The sequence below is a fragment of the Pseudomonas sp. St290 genome (genome assembly GCF_018325805.1).
Classification (GTDB): Bacteria; Pseudomonadota; Gammaproteobacteria; order Pseudomonadales; family Pseudomonadaceae; genus Aquipseudomonas; species Aquipseudomonas bijieensis.
This window is the reverse complement of record NZ_AP014703.1, coordinates 61,957-78,025: the sequence shown is the minus strand read 5'-3', so window position 1 is coordinate 78,025 and position 16,069 is coordinate 61,957. Positions and strand designations below refer to the sequence as shown.

General features: G+C 62.0%; 14 protein-coding genes. 9 read left to right on the top strand and 5 right to left on the bottom strand.

Going from position 1 to position 16,069, the window contains the following annotated elements:
- The first annotated feature begins 79 nt into the window (after positions 1-79).
- Both dprA and tsaC read left to right on the top strand, forming a co-directional pair.
- Complete coding sequence (gene dprA, locus PBDP_RS00350; protein WP_212801670.1) at positions 80-1,174, top strand: DNA-processing protein DprA; 1,095 nt, start codon at positions 80-82, stop codon at positions 1,172-1,174.
- A gap of 61 nt (positions 1,175-1,235) precedes the next feature.
- Positions 1,236-1,793, top strand: coding sequence for an L-threonylcarbamoyladenylate synthase type 1 TsaC (gene tsaC, locus PBDP_RS00345; protein ID WP_014335849.1), 558 nt, complete (start codon positions 1,236-1,238; stop codon positions 1,791-1,793).
- Between the two features lie 288 nt (positions 1,794-2,081).
- Here the strand turns inward: tsaC and PBDP_RS00340 are convergent, their stop codons facing one another.
- Positions 2,082-3,059, bottom strand: coding sequence for an NADPH:quinone reductase (locus tag PBDP_RS00340; protein ID WP_109752888.1), 978 nt, complete (start codon positions 3,057-3,059; stop codon positions 2,082-2,084).
- A gap of 164 nt (positions 3,060-3,223) precedes the next feature.
- Between PBDP_RS00340 and hemF the strand changes: the two genes are divergently transcribed.
- Positions 3,224-4,138, top strand: coding sequence for an oxygen-dependent coproporphyrinogen oxidase (gene hemF, locus PBDP_RS00335; RefSeq protein WP_109752887.1), 915 nt, complete (start codon positions 3,224-3,226; stop codon positions 4,136-4,138).
- Positions 4,139-4,151: 13 nt separating this feature from the next.
- Positions 4,152-4,973 carry a shikimate dehydrogenase gene (gene aroE / locus PBDP_RS00330; protein WP_212801669.1) on the top strand — a complete coding sequence of 274 codons (822 nt, stop codon included), beginning with the start codon at positions 4,152-4,154 and terminating at the stop codon, positions 4,971-4,973.
- Between the two features lie 156 nt (positions 4,974-5,129).
- Here the strand turns inward: aroE and PBDP_RS00325 are convergent, their stop codons facing one another.
- The 3 genes from PBDP_RS00325 to betC form a co-directional block, all read right to left on the bottom strand.
- Positions 5,130-6,698 (bottom strand): SulP family inorganic anion transporter, encoded by a 1,569-nt coding sequence (locus PBDP_RS00325; RefSeq protein ID WP_109752885.1) that lies wholly within the window; start codon positions 6,696-6,698, stop codon positions 5,130-5,132.
- Positions 6,699-6,857: 159 nt separating this feature from the next.
- Positions 6,858-7,778, bottom strand: coding sequence for a choline ABC transporter substrate-binding protein (gene choX / locus PBDP_RS00320; protein WP_109752884.1), 921 nt, complete (start codon positions 7,776-7,778; stop codon positions 6,858-6,860).
- A 16-nt stretch (positions 7,779-7,794) separates the two neighbouring features.
- A complete protein-coding gene (gene betC, locus PBDP_RS00315; RefSeq protein WP_212801668.1) occupies positions 7,795-9,309 on the bottom strand; it encodes a choline-sulfatase in 1,515 nt (504 codons plus the stop codon).
- Positions 9,310-9,423: 114 nt separating this feature from the next.
- On the opposite strand from betC, the gene PBDP_RS00310 reads away from it, so the two are divergent.
- Complete coding sequence (locus tag PBDP_RS00310; RefSeq protein ID WP_109752882.1) at positions 9,424-10,374, top strand: choline sulfate utilization transcriptional regulator; 951 nt, start codon at positions 9,424-9,426, stop codon at positions 10,372-10,374.
- A gap of 5 nt (positions 10,375-10,379) precedes the next feature.
- Here PBDP_RS00310 and PBDP_RS00305 read toward each other — a convergent pair whose 3' ends face one another.
- A complete protein-coding gene (locus PBDP_RS00305; protein WP_109752881.1) occupies positions 10,380-11,039 on the bottom strand; it encodes an NAD(P)-dependent oxidoreductase in 660 nt (219 codons plus the stop codon).
- Between the two features lie 85 nt (positions 11,040-11,124).
- Here PBDP_RS00305 and PBDP_RS00300 point away from each other — a divergent pair, with 85 nt between their 5' ends.
- The 4 genes from PBDP_RS00300 to PBDP_RS00285 all read left to right on the top strand — a co-directional run bounded on the left by PBDP_RS00300 (position 11,125) and on the right by PBDP_RS00285 (position 15,986).
- Positions 11,125-11,451, top strand: coding sequence for a DOPA 4,5-dioxygenase family protein (locus tag PBDP_RS00300; protein ID WP_109752880.1), 327 nt, complete (start codon positions 11,125-11,127; stop codon positions 11,449-11,451).
- Between the two features lie 390 nt (positions 11,452-11,841).
- Positions 11,842-13,149 (top strand): CitMHS family transporter, encoded by a 1,308-nt coding sequence (locus PBDP_RS00295; RefSeq protein ID WP_109752879.1) that lies wholly within the window; start codon positions 11,842-11,844, stop codon positions 13,147-13,149.
- 76 nt (positions 13,150-13,225) lie between these two features.
- Entirely contained in the window at positions 13,226-13,993 is a 768-nt protein-coding gene (locus PBDP_RS00290) for a TerC family protein (protein ID WP_109752878.1), read from the top strand.
- Between the two features lie 334 nt (positions 13,994-14,327).
- On the top strand, positions 14,328-15,986 hold the full coding sequence (locus PBDP_RS00285; RefSeq protein WP_109752877.1) for a Na/Pi cotransporter family protein: 1,659 nt from the start codon (positions 14,328-14,330) through the stop codon (positions 15,984-15,986).
- The last annotated feature ends 83 nt before the right edge of the window (positions 15,987-16,069 follow it).

Genomic DNA, 16,069 nt, shown 5'->3' with positions numbered 1-16,069 from the left:
GGGTCTCACAAGTTACCAACAGAGTTATCCACAGCTTGTTCCCGTTTGTACGGGGCTTATAACGGTCAAGGATGATCGCATGTCATTACCTGAATCTGCTCCGGTTTCCCCTGCGGAACTGGAGGCCCGGCTACGCCTTCACCGCTTGCCGGAACTGGGACCCAAGCGGTTCATGACCCTGATGGAGGCCTTCGGCTCGGCGTCCAAGGCCATCAGTGCGCCGGCCAGCGCCTGGCGCGCATTGGGCTTGCCGCTGGCCTGCGCCGAGGCCCGGCGCAGCCCGGATGTGCGTGACGGCGCCGCCCACGCATTGGCCTGGCTAGAGCGCGCGGGCCAGCATTTACTGATGTGGGACCAACCCGACTACCCGGCGCTGCTGGCGCAAATCAGCCACGCGCCGCCACTGCTGTTCGTCGCTGGCGATGCCACCATTCTGGAAAAACCCCAGCTGGCGATGGTCGGCAGTCGCCGGGCATCGCGGCCAGGCATGGACACTGCGGCGGCGTTTTCCCGAAGCCTGGCCGGGGCCGGTTTTGTCATCACCAGCGGCCTGGCCCTGGGTATCGATGCGGCGGCCCATCAGGCGGCGCTGGATGTGGGCGGGCGTACCGTCGGGGTGTTGGGCACCGGCCTGGAAAATTTTTATCCACAGCGCAATCGTCGGCTGGCGGACGCGATGATTGCCCAAGGCAGCGCGGTAGTGTCGGAGTTCCCGTTGGACGCCGCGCCCCATGCCAGCAACTTTCCGCGTCGCAACCGGATCATCAGCGGTTTGTCCCTGGGTGTGCTGGTGGTCGAGGCCAGTGTCGCCAGCGGCTCGCTGATCACCGCCCGACTGGCGGCGGAACAGGGCCGCGAGGTGTACGCCATCCCTGGATCGATCCATCACCCCGGGGCCCGAGGCTGCCATCAGTTGATCCGCGACGGTGCGGCACTGGTGGAAACCGTCGAGCACATTCTTGAGGCGCTGCGCGGTTGGCAGCAGTTGCCGTTGGCTGCGATGCCTGAGCCGGTGACCCATCCGCTGCTACGCCTGCTGCATGCCGCGCCGCTGAGCAGCGAGGCGTTGGCCGACGCCAGCGGTTGGGGTTTGCCCAAGGTGCTGGCGGCGCTGACCGAGCTGGAAATGGAAGGACGCGCCACCTGCGACAACGGACGCTGGTTCGCGCGCTAGGTTTTATGAGGAAGATCGGTAAACTGCCCACAGCCTTATTTGCGTTGCGGGAGAATCTTTCATGGTCAACAGTTGGCGTGTGCAACAAGCCGCGCGAGAAATTCGCGCCGGGGCGGTGATTGCCTATCCAACCGAAGCGGTATGGGGCCTGGGCTGCGACCCGTGGAACGAGGAGGCGGTGGAACGCCTGCTGGCGATCAAGTCGCGGCTGCCCGACAAGGGGCTGATCCTGGTGGCGGACAACATCCACCAGTTCGACTTTCTGTTCGAAGACTTCCCCGAAACCTGGATGGACCGCATGGCCAGCACCTGGCCCGGGCCCAATACCTGGCTGGTGCCGCACCAGAACCTGTTGCCGGAATGGATCACCGGGGTGCACGACACCGTCGCGCTGCGGGTCAGCGATCATCCTACCGTGCGTGATTTGTGCTCACTGGTGGGCCCGCTGGTGTCCACCTCGGCCAACCCGCAAGGGCGCCCGGCGGCGCGCACGCGGATTCGTGTCGAGCAGTATTTCCGTGGGCAGATCGACCTGGTGTTGGGCGGCAACCTGGGCGGGCGCAAGAACCCCAGCGTGATTCGCGACCTGGCGACCGGCAAAGTGGTGCGGCCGGACTAGGCGCGAACACACATCCCCTCTTCGACACAGATCCCATGTGGGAGCGGGCTTGCTCGCGAAGGCGCCGGCACATCCAACATTGATGCAAGCTGACCCACCGCTTTCGCGAGCAAGCCCGCTCCCACAAAGGTTTTGTGGTGAACACAGCATTTATGAACACCACAGACCGAGTGTGGGAGCGAGCCTGCTCGCGATGGCGTCAGGTCAGCCAGCATTGATGTTGGCTGATCCACCGCCATCGCGAGCAGGCTCGCTCCCACAGGTTTTTCAATCCAGGATCACCGAATTTCAGGGCAGGAGAATGGTCGACCCGGTCGTGCGCCGTGCCGACAACTCGGTATGAGCCTTGGCCGCTTCCGCCAGTGGATAACGCTGGTTGATGTCCACCGTGATCTTGCCGCTATTGATCATCCCGAACAGCTCATCGGCCATGCGTTGCAGGTTTTCGGCGTTGTTGGCGTAAGTCGCCAGGGTCGGGCGGGTGACGTACAGCGAGCCCTTGGCCGAGAGAATCCCCAGGTTCACCCCTTCCACCGCACCCGAGGCATTGCCGAAGCTGACCACCAGGCCACGGGGGGCGACGCTGTCCAGGGAGGTCAGCCAGGTGTCCTTGCCCACTCCGTCGTACACCACGGGCACTTTCTTGCCATCAGTCAGCTCCAGCACCCGCTGTACGACGTTTTCCTTGCTGTAGTCGATGGTTTCCCAGGCGCCATGGGCTTTGGCGATGGCGGCTTTTTCCGGCGAACTGACGGTGCCGATCAGCTTCACGCCCAGGGCCTTGGCCCACTGGCAGGCCAAGGACCCCACGCCACCGGCGGCGGCGTGGAACAGGATGGTTTCGCCGCCCTTGAGTTCATAGGTCTGGCGCAACAGGTATTGCACGGTCAGGCCCTTGAGCATCACGCCAGCGGCCTGTTCGAAACTGATGGATTCGGGCAGGTGCACCAGGTTGGCCTCGGGCAACACATGCACCTCGCTGTAGGCCCCCAGTGGGCCGCTGCCGTACGCCACCCGGTCGCCGACCTTGAACCGCGTGACATCTGAACCGACCGCCTCGACCACCCCCGCGCCCTCGGCACCCAGGCCCGACGGCAACGCTGGCGGCGGATAAAGACCGCTGCGGTAGTAGGTGTCGATGAAATTCAGGCCGATCGCCTTGTTGTTGACGCGCACCTGCTGCGGGCCCGGCTCGGCAGGCTGGTAGCCGACGTACTCGAGCACTTCGGGACCGCCGTGGGAACTGAACTGGATACGTTTGGCCATCTTCACTTTCTCCTTGTCGCGGGACTTTTAACCAAGCCTTCTATCGGACTCCTAAGCTTGACCGTCGTCAACTGTGGTGTCGGCAAGTGCGGTGGTATCCTGTGCGCCCATTTGCCACCGGCCCGCTATACGCCGCGTAGCGTAGCCCTGAACAAGGTGATGTCATGTCCACTCGCACCGAGGCCGTGAAAGCCTACCTGCTCGACTTGCAAGACCGTATCTGCACCGCCCTGGAAACCGAGGACGGCGGCACTCGCTTCGTCGAAGATGCCTGGACCCGGCCAGCCGGTGGTGGCGGTCGCACGCGCGTGATCGAAAACGGCACGGTGATCGAAAAGGGCGGCGTCAACTTTTCCCACGTCTTCGGCAGTGGCCTGCCACCCTCGGCCAGCGCCCATCGGCCGGAACTGGCCGGGCGCGGCTTCGAAGCCCTGGGCGTGTCGCTGGTGATCCACCCGCACAACCCCCATGTGCCGACCTCCCACGCCAACGTGCGGTTCTTCATCGCCGAGAAGGAAGGCGAAGAGCCGGTCTGGTGGTTTGGCGGCGGCTTCGACCTGACGCCGTACTACGGCGTGGAAGAAGACTGCGTCCATTGGCACCGTGTCGCCGAGCAGGCCTGCGCGCCGTTCGGCCCCGAGGTGTATCCGCGCTACAAGGCCTGGTGCGACAGCTACTTCCACCTCAAGCATCGCAACGAGCCCCGGGGCATTGGCGGCCTGTTTTTCGATGACCTGAACGAGTGGGGTTTCGACACCTGCTTCGCCTTCATTCGCGCCATCGGCGACGCCTACATCGAGGCGTACCTGCCGATCGTGCGCCGCCGCAAGCACGACGCGTTCACCGCCAAACAGCGGGAGTTCCAGGAGTTTCGCCGTGGACGCTACGTGGAATTCAACCTGGTCTACGACCGCGGCACCCTGTTCGGGCTGCAATCGGGCGGGCGTACCGAATCGATCCTGATGTCGCTGCCGCCGCAAGTGCGCTGGGGCTATGACTGGAAAGCCGAGCCGGGCAGCGAAGAAGCGCGGCTGACCGAGTATTTCCTGCAGGATCGCGATTGGCTGGCGACGGCCTGAACGAGGATTATCCATGGACCGCTACGTTGTAATGGGTAACCCGATCGGCCACAGCAAGTCGCCGTTGATCCATCGCCTGTTTGCCGAGCAGACCGGACAAACCCTGGACTACAGCACGCTGCTGGCGCCCCTGGAGGATTTCGTCGGCTGCGCCCGGGAATTTTTCCGCGAAGGTCGTGGGGCAAATGTCACGGTGCCGTTCAAGGAGGACGCCTTCCGCCTGGCCGACAGCCTGACCGAACGCGCCCAGCGGGCCGGGGCGGTCAATACGTTGAGCAAACTGGCTGACGGCCGCCTGCTGGGGGACAACACCGACGGCGCCGGGCTGGTCCGGGACCTGACCGTCAACGCCGGCTTCAGCCTCAAGGGCAAGCGCATCCTGTTGCTGGGCGCCGGCGGTGCGGTGCGTGGCGCCCTGGAACCCCTGCTGGCCGAAGCGCCGGCCTCGGTGATCATCGCCAATCGCACGGTGGAAAAGGCCGAATTGCTGGCCAAGTCGTTCGCCGACCTGGGCCCGGTTTCCGCCAGCGGGTTCGACTGGCTGCAAGAACCGGTGGACCTGATCATCAATGCCACCTCCGCAAGCCTGTCGGGGGACGTGCCGCCGATTGCCACTAGCTTGATCGAGCCCGGCAAGACGGTTTGCTACGACATGATGTATGGCAAGGAACCGACCTCATTCTGCCGTTGGGCCAGCGAACACGGTGCGGCGGTGGCGATGGATGGCCTGGGAATGTTGGCCGAGCAGGCCGGCGAAGCCTTCTACCTGTGGCGCGGGGTTCGCCCGGACACTGCGCCGGTGCTGGCCGAGTTGCGCCGCCAACTGGCGCAGTGAACTGTGAACTGTGAACTGTGAACTGTGGCGAGGGAGCTTGCTCCCGCTCGGGTGCGAAGCGCCCGCAAAACTGACCACACGGTACTAAAGTCTAGGGCTGCTTCGCAGCCCAGCGGGAGCAAGCTCCCTCGCCACAGGGTATGCCTACCTTAAGCCCTAGTCTTCGAAATGAATCGGGCACTTCTGCGCCCCCTCCAACTTCAGCAACTCCTCCACCACCTGGGGCCGGGCCATGCGCAAGGTCAGGCTACGCCCTTGGCTAAGCAGGCGCCGGGCTTCCTGATGGAGCATTTCCACCCCGGAATAATCGATGAAGTTGATCTGCTGGGCATCGATGACCACCCGCTGCGCCTGCAACCGTTGCAGGCGCGCTTGCAGGTAATGGCTGGCCCCGAAAAAGATCGAGCCGCCGACCCGCAGGATCTCCGCTTCCCCTTCGCGAAAATGCTGCACTCGCGGCTGCGAGGTGCGCTTGAGGTAAAAGAACAGCGAGGCCAACACACCGGCATAGATGGCGGTTTGCAGCTCCAGCAGCAACGTGGCCAGGCAGGTCAGGCTCATCACCACGAATTCGGCACGGCTGACCCGGTACAACGCGCGGAGGCCGCGATGGTCCACCAGCCCCCAGGCGATCAACAGAATGCTGCCGGCCATGGCTGGAATCGGGATGTGCGCGATCAGATTCGCCCCGGCGACCGCAAACAGCGCCACCCACAAGGCCGAGAACACCCCGGCCAACGGCGAGCAGGCCCCGGCTTCATAGCTGAGGCCGGAACGGGTAAAGGAACCGGCTGACAATGACCCGGAGAAAAATCCGCCAACGATGTTGGAAAGCCCCTGCGCCCTCACCTCCTGATTCGCATCGAGCAACTGCCCGGAACGCACCGACAACGAGCGGGCGATGGACAGACTGGTGACCAACCCGAGCATGCCCACCGCGACCGCACCGGGCAGCAGGCGCAGGATCAACTCCAGGTCCAGCGGCAGCGGCGTGAAAGGTGGCAGGCGCCCGGCAAAGGCACTGACCAGCGCCACATGCCCGAACATCGCCGGCCACAGCCAGACCACCAGGCTGCTGATGACCAAGGTTATCAACAGGCTCGGCCAACGTGGCAGCAAGCGCTTGAGCACCACACCCAGCACCAAAGTGCCGATTCCCAGCAGCAACGACGGCTTATCCACAGCCTCGATGTGGCTGAGCAACATCAGCAGGCCTTTCAACGCCGTGGCTTCATTCGGCAGGTCGAGACCCAGCAGGTTCGGCAACTGCCCCAACGCAATCACCACCGCCGCCCCCAGGGTGAACCCCAGCACCACCGAGTGGGAGACGAAATTCACCAGCGCGCCGAACCGCAACAGCCCCAGCAGCCATTGGAAAATACCGGCCAACACTGTCAGTAACAGGATCAAGGTCACGTAGTCATCAGTGGCGGGCACGGCCAGAGGGCTGACGCTGGCATACAGGACGATGGAAATCGCCGCCGTAGGACCGCAGATCAGATGCCAGGACGAGCCCCACAAACAAGCGATCAACACCGGGACAATCGCCGCGTACAAGCCGTATTCAGGTGGCAAACCGGCAATCAGGGCGTAGGCGATGGATTGCGGCAACGCGAGAATCGCGCCGCTGAGGCCAACGATCAGGTCACGGCCGACACTGGCACGGGTCTGCCGGGGCAGCCAGTTCAGGAAAGGCAAGAGTGAACGGCGCGTGGGGATTGCCATGGGGCCTCAAGGATGGGGTTTGGCGCAAGAGTATCAGGTGAACCAATGTGGCGAGGGAGCTTGCTCCCGCTCGGTCGCGCAGCGGCCGCAAAAATTGGGACCGCTGCGCAGTTCAGCGGGAGCAAGCTCCCTCGCCACAAAGGCGGCTCGCGATTATGCCTAGAGCTTGGCCTTCACCGCCGCCAACGCATCCTTGCCGTCCACCGTCTTCACGCCGTCCAGCCACTTATCCAGCACCGCCGGATTCGCCTTGATCCAGGCCTTGGCCGCATCGGCGTTGCTGACTTTGTTGTTCACCACCTCGGACATGATGCTGTTTTCCATTTCCTGGGTGAAGCTCAGGTTGGTCAACAGCTTGCCAACGTTCGGACAGGCCTGTGCATAACCCTTGCGGGTCAAGGTATAGACGCTACCGGTGTCGCCGAAGTACTTCTCGCCACCCTTGAGGTAGTGCATTTTCAGTTGCACGTTCATCGGGTGCGGGGTCCAGCCGAGGAAGGTCACGAACTTCTGTTTCTTCACGGCCCGGGAAACTTCCGCCAGCATCGCCTGTTCGCTGGATTCCACCAGTTTCCATTCGCCCATGCCGAAGTCATTGGTCTTGATGATTTCTTTCAGGGAGAGGTTGGCCGGGGCGCCGGAACCGATGCCGTAGATCTTCTTCTCGAACTTGTCGGCAAATTTGTTCAGGTCGGCAAAGTTATGCACACCCGCGTCCCAGACATAGTCCGGTACCGCCAGGGTGAATTCCGTACCGTCCAGGTTCTTGGCCAATTGCGTGACATCGCCGGTGGCGACGAACTTGTCGTAGAAACCCTGCTGCGCCGGCATCCAGTTACCCAGGAACACATCCACCTGGCCGTCCTTGAGGCCACCGAAGGTGATGGGCACCGCAAGGGTGTCGACCTTGGCCTTGTAGCCCATCCCGTCCAGCAGGAAACCGGTGATCGCATTGGTCGCGGCGATGTCGCTCCAGCCCGGGTCGGCCATCTTCACGGTTTCGCAGCTTTGCTCGGCCCACGCCGAAACACTGCTCAACGCCAACAGCCCGGCGGTCAGTACTGTGGATAACTTTTGCATGTGCGTGCCCCTTACGTTATTGGTTTTGGCAGGGTTGTGGATAACGGGCCTTGCGCTCCAGATCGTCGAGGTCGATGTGGTTACGCATGTACTGCTGGCTGGCGTCCACCAGCGGCTGGTGGTCCCAGCTCTTGAGTTTGCCCAGGGTCAGCGCCTGGGCGACGAAACGGCGGCGGCGCTGGCTGGCGAGCACCTGTTGGTGAATCGTCGGAATGTCCCATTTGGCGCGCGCCTCGGCGAGAAAATCGGCGAACACGGATTGATGCTCGGGGGATTGGCTGAGATTTTCCAGTTCCTTCGGGTCGTTGCGCACGTCGAACAGCAGGCATGGGTCATCTTCGCTGTAGATGAATTTCCACGGGCCGCGGCGGATCATCATCAATGGGCCGATGGTGCCTTCGGCCATGTATTCACCGAAGACTTCGTCATGCCCGCCCTGCCCTTGCAGATGCGGCACCAGTGAGCGGCCATCCAGCGGCAAGCCCGGCTCCAGCGTGCCGCCGGCCAGCTCCACCAGGGTCGGCAGCAAGTCGGCGGTGGACACGGCTGCGCTCACCCGGCCGCTGGCGAACTGCCCCGGCGCACTGATCAGCAACGGTACGCGGGCAGCCATTTCGAACCAGTGCATTTTGTACCAGAGGCCCTTTTCGCCGAGCATGTCCCCATGATCGCCGGAGAACACGATGATGGTGTCGTCCAGCAAACCGGTGTCTTCCAGGGTTTGCAGGAGTTTGCCGACGTTGCTGTCGATGTAGCTGCAGGCGCCGAAGTAGGCACGGCGGGCATCACGAATCTTATCCACAGGCAGTGGCTTGTCCCACAGGTCATAGACCTTCAGCAGTCGCTGGGAATGTGGATCGAGTTCTGTTTGCGCCGGGGTCTGCGGCAAAGGGATGTCGTTGTCGTCATACAAATCCCAGAACGCCTTGGGAATCGTGTACGGGTCGTGTGGGTGGGTCATCGATACGGTGAGGCAAAACGGCTGGTCACCGTCCTCGCGGATGTGGTCGAACAGGTACTGCTGGGCCTTGAACACCACTTCTTCATCGAAATCCAGCTGGTTGGTGCGCACGCACGGCCCGGCCTGCAACACCGACGACATGTTGTGGTACCAACTCGGCCGCACATCCGGCTCGTCCCAGTTCACCGCCCAGCCGTAGTCGGCCGGGTAAATGTCACTGGTCAAGCGCTCTTCGTAGCCGTGCAACTGGTCCGGCCCGCAAAAGTGCATCTTGCCGGACAGCGCCGTGCGATAGCCAAGGCGCCGCAGGTAATGGGCGTAGGTCGGCACGTCCGCCGGGAAATCCGCCGCGTTGTCGTACGCACCGATCTTGCTCGGCAATTGGCCGCTCACCAGGGTAAAACGCGACGGGGCGCACAGCGGGCTGTTGCAATAGGCAGCATCGAACACCACGCCCTCGGCGGCCAGACGCGACAGGTTCGGCAGCTTGATCGGCGAAGGACCGTAGATCGGCAACATTGGCGCGGCCATTTGATCGGCCATGATGAAAAGAATGTTCTTGCGCTTCATGTATTCGCGGCATTCCATAGTAGGCAGTTATGCGACATTGCTGCGATTGAGCATGTAGCCCCCGGGTTTTGGGGTAAAGCCCATACAGGATAATGACTAGGATAAGCACAGCTTATGTATGACGCCCTGGGTGACCTGTCTCTGGAACTGTTCCGCGCCTTTGAAGCCGCGGCGCGCCAGCAAAGCTTCACGGCGGCGGCGATAGAGCTGGGCACCACGCAACCGGCCATCAGCCAACAGATCAAACGCCTGGAAGAACAACTGGGTACGCGGCTGTTCGACCGCATCTACCGCGGCATCGAACTGACCGAGGCCGGGACGATCCTGTTCGAGCAGGTACAGGCCGGCTTGCAGAGCATCGATGCCGGGTTGAGCGCGATCACCGCCCAGCATCAACACGAAGTGCTGCAAGTCGCCACGGACTTCGCGTTCGCCGCCTATTGGCTGATGCCGCGCCTGCATCGCTTTCACGCGGCCAACCCGCAGGTGGACGTCAGCCTGGTGACCAGCGAGCGCAACCACAACATGCTCCGGACCGATATCGACGTTGCCGTGCTATTCGGCGATGGTCGCTTCAAACAAGGCGAAAGTCGCTGGCTATTCAGCGAAGAAGTCTTTCCCGTGTGCAGCCCGCTGCTACTCAAGGAACGCCCCCTGCCCTTGCCCGCCCAGGACTTGGCGGAATTTCCGTTGCTGCACCTGCGCGCGGGTAACAGCAGTAGCTGGTTCGACTGGAGTGGCGTATTTCGCGAGCTGGGCATCACTTCGCCGCCGGCGCCAGGGCAGTTGCGCTTCGACAACTACACATTGCTGATCCAGGCGGCGATTGGCGGCCAGGGCGTGGCCATCGGCTGGCGTCACCTTGTGGATAACTTATTGGCACAGGGGCTGCTGTGTCGTCCGATCGCTGAAACGGTGCTGTCGCGGCTGGGGTATTACGTGGTCTTGCCCCAGCGTAAACGGCGCGGCGTATTGATCAGGCAATTCGTGGATTGGCTGATGGAAGAACAGGCCAACAGTGCCGAGTCGCTGACGGGCTTGCCGCTGCCTTCCATTGCCGTTTAACGCGCCTACACGGCCGCGACAAAGCTGACGTGCTCGCCCACATGCAGGTTCAGATGCAGCTCATCGGCGATGCCGACCGCCACCCGGTTGAGCCGCTCCAGGGATTCGGCCATTCCAGGCTCCAGGCTCGTACTGACTTGGCTGAAATGCTCGATGCCCAAGCCTGGCGCGGCGTAAGGCGCATTGATCAAGGTCCATTGCAAGGTGCTGTTCTTCAGCGCATCGAGCACTTCTTCGGCGGCATGGCGCTGCAAATCGTCATCCGTCGGCTCTTCGTCGAGCACGGCGAAGTCACCCACCAGGAACAGCCGTGGAATATTCACCGCCTGCATGCCGGCGATCAGTGAATCCACAGCCAATACTTGCTCTACGGGGCCGGGAATCAATGTGCGCTCCACTTGTTCGCTGTTCATCGGCAACCCTGGCGCATTCAACAGACACACCACGGCACTGGCGCCGGCCACACTCTGCTTGACCCGCTCGGGGTCGAAAAGATCACCGGTCTTGGTCCGCAAGCCCGGGCGTGGAGCCAGGGCGGTGAGATCGTCGAGAATGGCGATGACTTCGTGCTGGCGCCGCAGCATTTCAGCCATCAACGCACTGCCGAGACTACTCATGGCACCATAGAGCACCACTTTGATGACCGGGGTTTCGGCGTTTTTCATGGCTGTTTTTCCTTTTTTTCCGCGTATAAGGCCTCTGACCCGCGGAAAACGGCGAGGGTTCGGCCTCTTTTTCAAGGAGTGACAGATGCAGCGGATCAAGGGCTACCACGCCCACGTGTATTTCGACGCCAATACCCTCGATCAGGCGCGGGCCCTGTGCGAGGAAGCGGCGCAACTGTTCCCACTGAAAATGGGCCGCGTCCACCAACGCCCGGTCGGCCCGCACCCGGACTGGAGCTGTCAGCTGGCGTTCGATCCGCAGTACATCGGCGTGGTCCTGCCGTGGCTGGCGCTCAATCGCAAGGGGTTGGTGATTTTCATGCACCCGGATACGGGCGATGACTTGATGGACCACACCGAGCACGCGATCTGGATGGGCGCGGTGCGGCCGTTGAATCTTTCAGCATTTTGATTGACCGGTGGCGCACCGATTTTCTGTGGGAGCAAAGCTTGCTCGCGATGAAGTTGACGCATTCCCGCTTGAGAGCTGCGGCGTTTTTATCGCGAGCAAGCTTTGCTCCCACAAGTAAACCTCGCCCCTCACAGAAAAACTCCATTGTCTGCGGCGAAAGCTGGCTGAAAGCTTGCGCGATTAGGATCGCCCCCACTACCGGCAAAAGACCGGTGGCCAGAGGCGAGCTCCAAAGGCTCGTTCGGCCCCTTTACAACAACAATGGTGATTCTGATGTCCGCTGCTACCCGTCCCGCTGCACCCACTCCATCCGTCCGTCCCGAGCCCTGCATCCTGCGCTGACCCATCCGGTTCGCCTTTGCCCGCCGCGCCACGCCTGGAGTATTTCCTATGCTGACTTTCCTTGGCTTCGCCATGGTCATCACGTTCATGTTCCTGATCATGACCAAGCGCCTGTCCGCGCTGATCGCCTTGATCATCATCCCGATCCTGTTCGCCCTGTTCGGTGGTTTTGCACCGAAGATCGGCCCGATGATGCTCGAAGGCATCACCAAGCTCGCCCCGACCGGGGTGATGCTGATGTTCGCGATTCTGTATTTTGCCCTGATGATCGACTCCGGCCTGTTCGACCCGGCCGTGCGCAAGATCCTCAAGCTGGTCAAGGGCGACCCGTTGAAAGTTTCGGTCGGTACCGCCGTCCTGGCGCTCGTCGTTTCCCTCGATGGTGACGGCGCGACCACTTACATGATCTGCGTCGCCGCGATGCTGCCGCTCTACAGCCGCATCGGCATGAGCCCGCGCATCATGGCTGGCCTGATCATCCTCGCCGGTGGCGTGATGAACATGACCCCGTGGGGCGGCCCGACGGCCCGTGCGGCCAGTGCGCTGCACGTGGACCCGTCCGACATCTTCGTGCCGATGATTCCTGCGATGGCCGCCGGCGTGGTGGCGATCCTGGTGATTGCCTACTTCTACGGCAAGCGTGAACGGGCGCGCCTGGGTGAGCTGCACCTGGTCGGCGACGAGATCGATCACAGCGAAATCAGCGTTTCGCAGTTCCCGGATGCTCGCCGTCCGAAGCTGATCTGGTTCAACGGCCTGTTGACCCTGGCGTTGATGTGCACCCTGATCGCCGGCCTCCTGCCGCTCCCCGTGCTGTTCATGGTGGCGTTCAGTATCGCGATGATCGTCAACTACCCTTGCCTGCAACAGCAGAAGGATCGCGTCGCGGCTCATGCCGGCAGCGTGTTGTCGGTGGTCAGTCTGATTTTCGCGGCAGGTATTTTCACTGGTATCCTGTCCGGCACCGGCATGGTCGATGCCATGTCGAAAAGCCTGCTGGCGGTGATCCCTGATTTCCTCGGCCCGTACCTGGCGGTGATCACGGCGCTGGTAAGCATGCCATTCACGTTCTTCATGTCGAACGACGCGTTTTACTATGGTGTGTTGCCAGTGCTCTCCGAAGCGGCCAGCCACTACGGCATCACCGCGGTGGAAATGGCCCGGGCCTCGATCGTCGGCCAACCGGTCCATCTGCTGAGCCCGCTCGTACCATCGACCTACCTGCTGGTAGCGCTGGCCGGGATCGAGTTCGGCGATCACCAACGTTTCACCCTGAAGTGGGCAGTACTGGTCTGCCTGTGCATACTGGTTGCGGCATTGCTGTTGGGGACTTTCCCGCTGTTCAGCACTCTGTAACTGTAACGGCATCAAACGACTACGCCGCCAGCTCATCGCTGGCGTCGTGGTTTAACACTCGCTCAAAGGAACTCACATGGAATGGCTGACCAACCCGGAAATCTGGGTTGCCTTCTTTACCCTGACCGCCCTGGAAATTGTCCTGGGTATCGACAACATCATCATGATCTCGATCCTGGTCAGCCGCATGCCCAAGCACATGCAGGCGCGCACCCGGATCTTCGGCCTGGCGCTGGCCATGGTCACGCGGATCCTGTTGCTGCTGTCCATCACCTGGGTCATGCGCCTGACCGCCGACTTGTTCGAAGTGTTCGGCCAGGGTATCTCCGGTCGTGACCTGATCCTGTTCTTCGGTGGCCTGTTCCTGCTGTGGAAAAGCTCCCAGGAGATGTACCACGCGCTGGAAGGCGAAGATGAAACCAACGACGAGCCTGCGGGCAAGGGCGGCAATTTCATCTACACCATCATCCAGATCGCGATCATCGACATCGTGTTCTCCCTGGACTCGGTCATTACCGCCGTCGGCATGGTCTCCCACGTACCGGTGATGGTGGCGGCGATCATCGTTGCCGTGCTGGTGATGATGCTGGCCTCGGCCACCATCAGTGAGTTCATCGACAAGCACCCGTCGCTGAAAATGCTGGCGCTGTCGTTCCTGCTGGTGGTCGGTACCGTGCTGATCGCCGAATCGTTCGACGTGCACGTACCAAAAGGCTACGTCTACTTCGCCATGGCCTTCTCCCTGGCGGTGGAAGCCATCAACATCAAGATGCGCACGGCGATTGCCCGCAAGCGCAAGCAGCAGGATCCGGTGAAACTGCGTAAGGATGTTCCGGGCCAGTAAGGGTTGCGGGGCAATGAATGAAGGGGCTTTCGAGCCCCTTTTTCATGCCTGCCGGAAGGTAACCGGATGCAAAACCTGTGGGAGCGAGCCTGCTCGCGATGAGGCCGCAACATTCAATATCTTCATTGGCTAACAGACCGCTATCGCGAGCAGGCTCGCTCCCACAGGGTTTCGTGTCTTTGGTGAATGGTTTTTTATGACAGTTTTGTTTCAAAGCCATCTTTAGCTGTGCAATGCTGGCGCTCGAACCGTTCGGCAACTACAGCTTAAGTACAAGAAAGAAGAATGTGGCATCGTCAATTTGTCCCTTTGGGACGCTAACAGGGGGCTTCTCATGCTGACCCTGCTGAATTTGCTCTCCGCCGTGGCCCTGCTGATCTGGGGCACGCATATCGTGCGTACCGGCATCTTGCGGGTCTATGGCTCGAACCTGCGCCATGTCATCGGCCAGAACATGTCCAGGCGCTGGCTGGCGTTTGTCGCCGGCATCATGGTCACGGCCATGGTCCAGAGCAGCAACGCCACGGCCATGCTCGTCACCTCGTTCGTTGGCCAGGGCCTGATGGCGCTGACCCCGGCCCTGGCGACGATGCTGGGCGCCGATGTCGGCACCGCGCTGATGGCACGGGTGCTGACCCTCGACCTTTCGTGGCTGTCGCCGCTGCTGATTTTCCTCGGGGTGATATTTTTCCTGTCGCGCAAACAGACCCGCGTCGGGCAAATGGGTCGGGTCGGCATCGGCCTGGGCCTGATCATCCTGGCCCTGCAATTGATCGTCGAAGCCGCCGCGCCCATCACCCATGCCCAAGGCGTGAAAGTGATCTTCGCCTCGCTGACCGGCGACATCCTGCTCGATGCCTTGGTCGGTGCACTGTTCGCGATGATCTCCTATTCCAGCCTGGCCGCCGTGCTGTTGACCGCGACATTGGCCGGCGCCGCGGTGATCAGCCTGCCAGTGGCCATCGGCCTGGTGATCGGCGCCAACATCGGCAGCGGCGTCCTGGCATTCCTCAGTACCAGCATGCAGAACACCGCCGGGCGCCAGGTGGCGCTGGGCAGCCTGTTGTACAAGCTGATCGGGCTGTTGCTGATCATTCCAGTGCTCGATCCGCTGGTGGGCTGGCTGGACGGCCTGGATTTCAGCCCCCAGGAAACGGTCATCGGTTTCCATCTGCTCTATAACGCCGTGCGCTGCCTGGTGCTGCTGCCCAGCGTCGCGCCGATGGCCAGGCTCTGCACATGGTTGCTGCCGGAACGTCCGAACACCAACGGCACGGCCACGCCCCGGCATCTGGACCTCGCGGCCCTCGCCACGCCAAGCCTGGCGCTGGCGAACGCCGCCCGGGAAACCCTGCGCATCGGCGACCTGATTGAAAACATGCTCGAAGCCATGCTCGACGTGCTGCGCGGCGAGCAGACCGCGGTCACCCAGGAAGTCCGGCGCATGAGTGACGACATTGAGGCGTTGTGCAGCGCCATCAAGTTGTACATGGCGCAAATGCCCCGCGAGGACCTCAGTGAACAGGACAGCCGTCGCTGGGCGGAAATCATCGAGCTGGCGATCAACCTCAAGCTGGCCAGCGATCTCATCGAGCGCATGTTGCGCAAGGTCCAGCAGCAGAAGACCTCGCAACGGCGCTCGTTTTCCGAGGTAGGCCTGGAGGAGCTGGCCGGGCTGCACAGCCACTTGATCGCCAACCTGCGGCTGGGCCTGTCGGTGTTCCTCAGTGCCGATCGGGAAAGCGCCCGCCAGTTGCTGCGTGAGAAACGGCGCTTTCGGGCGCAGGAACGGCGAATGGCCCATGCCCATGTCAGCCGCCTGCAGCGCAAGGTCGTGCAAAGCCTGGAGACCAGTTCCCTGCACCTGGAGCTGATCGCCGACATGAGACGCCTCAATTCGCTGTTTTGCGGCAGCGCCTATGTGGTGCTGGAGACGTCCGAGATCGGCGCGCTGGCGGCGGATGAAATTAGCGACATTACCCATTCGCCGTGAACGACTGGCGCGTTGGTCAGTCAGTAACAATGGCTCGGGCCTGAAACCGTTCACCGGCCCGCCTGCTCCCGCTGTCATGAAAA

Excerpts from the sequence above, each read along its gene's own strand:
- dprA (WP_212801670.1), top strand. The coding sequence starts at position 80 with ATGTCATTACCTGAATCTGCTCCGGTTTCCCCTGCGGAACTGGAGGCC.
- tsaC (WP_014335849.1), top strand. The coding sequence starts at position 1,236 with ATGGTCAACAGTTGGCGTGTGCAACAAGCCGCGCGAGAAATTCGCGCC.
- PBDP_RS00340 (WP_109752888.1), bottom strand. The coding sequence starts at position 3,059 with ATGGCCAAACGTATCCAGTTCAGTTCCCACGGCGGTCCCGAAGTGCTC.
- hemF (WP_109752887.1), top strand. The coding sequence starts at position 3,224 with ATGTCCACTCGCACCGAGGCCGTGAAAGCCTACCTGCTCGACTTGCAA.
- aroE (WP_212801669.1), top strand. The coding sequence starts at position 4,152 with ATGGACCGCTACGTTGTAATGGGTAACCCGATCGGCCACAGCAAGTCG.
- PBDP_RS00325 (WP_109752885.1), bottom strand. The coding sequence starts at position 6,698 with ATGGCAATCCCCACGCGCCGTTCACTCTTGCCTTTCCTGAACTGGCTG.
- choX (WP_109752884.1), bottom strand. The coding sequence starts at position 7,778 with ATGCAAAAGTTATCCACAGTACTGACCGCCGGGCTGTTGGCGTTGAGC.
- betC (WP_212801668.1), bottom strand. The coding sequence starts at position 9,309 with ATGAAGCGCAAGAACATTCTTTTCATCATGGCCGATCAAATGGCCGCG.
- PBDP_RS00310 (WP_109752882.1), top strand. The coding sequence starts at position 9,424 with ATGTATGACGCCCTGGGTGACCTGTCTCTGGAACTGTTCCGCGCCTTT.
- PBDP_RS00305 (WP_109752881.1), bottom strand. The coding sequence starts at position 11,039 with ATGAAAAACGCCGAAACCCCGGTCATCAAAGTGGTGCTCTATGGTGCC.
- PBDP_RS00300 (WP_109752880.1), top strand. The coding sequence starts at position 11,125 with ATGCAGCGGATCAAGGGCTACCACGCCCACGTGTATTTCGACGCCAAT.
- PBDP_RS00295 (WP_109752879.1), top strand. The coding sequence starts at position 11,842 with ATGCTGACTTTCCTTGGCTTCGCCATGGTCATCACGTTCATGTTCCTG.
- PBDP_RS00290 (WP_109752878.1), top strand. The coding sequence starts at position 13,226 with ATGGAATGGCTGACCAACCCGGAAATCTGGGTTGCCTTCTTTACCCTG.
- PBDP_RS00285 (WP_109752877.1), top strand. The coding sequence starts at position 14,328 with ATGCTGACCCTGCTGAATTTGCTCTCCGCCGTGGCCCTGCTGATCTGG.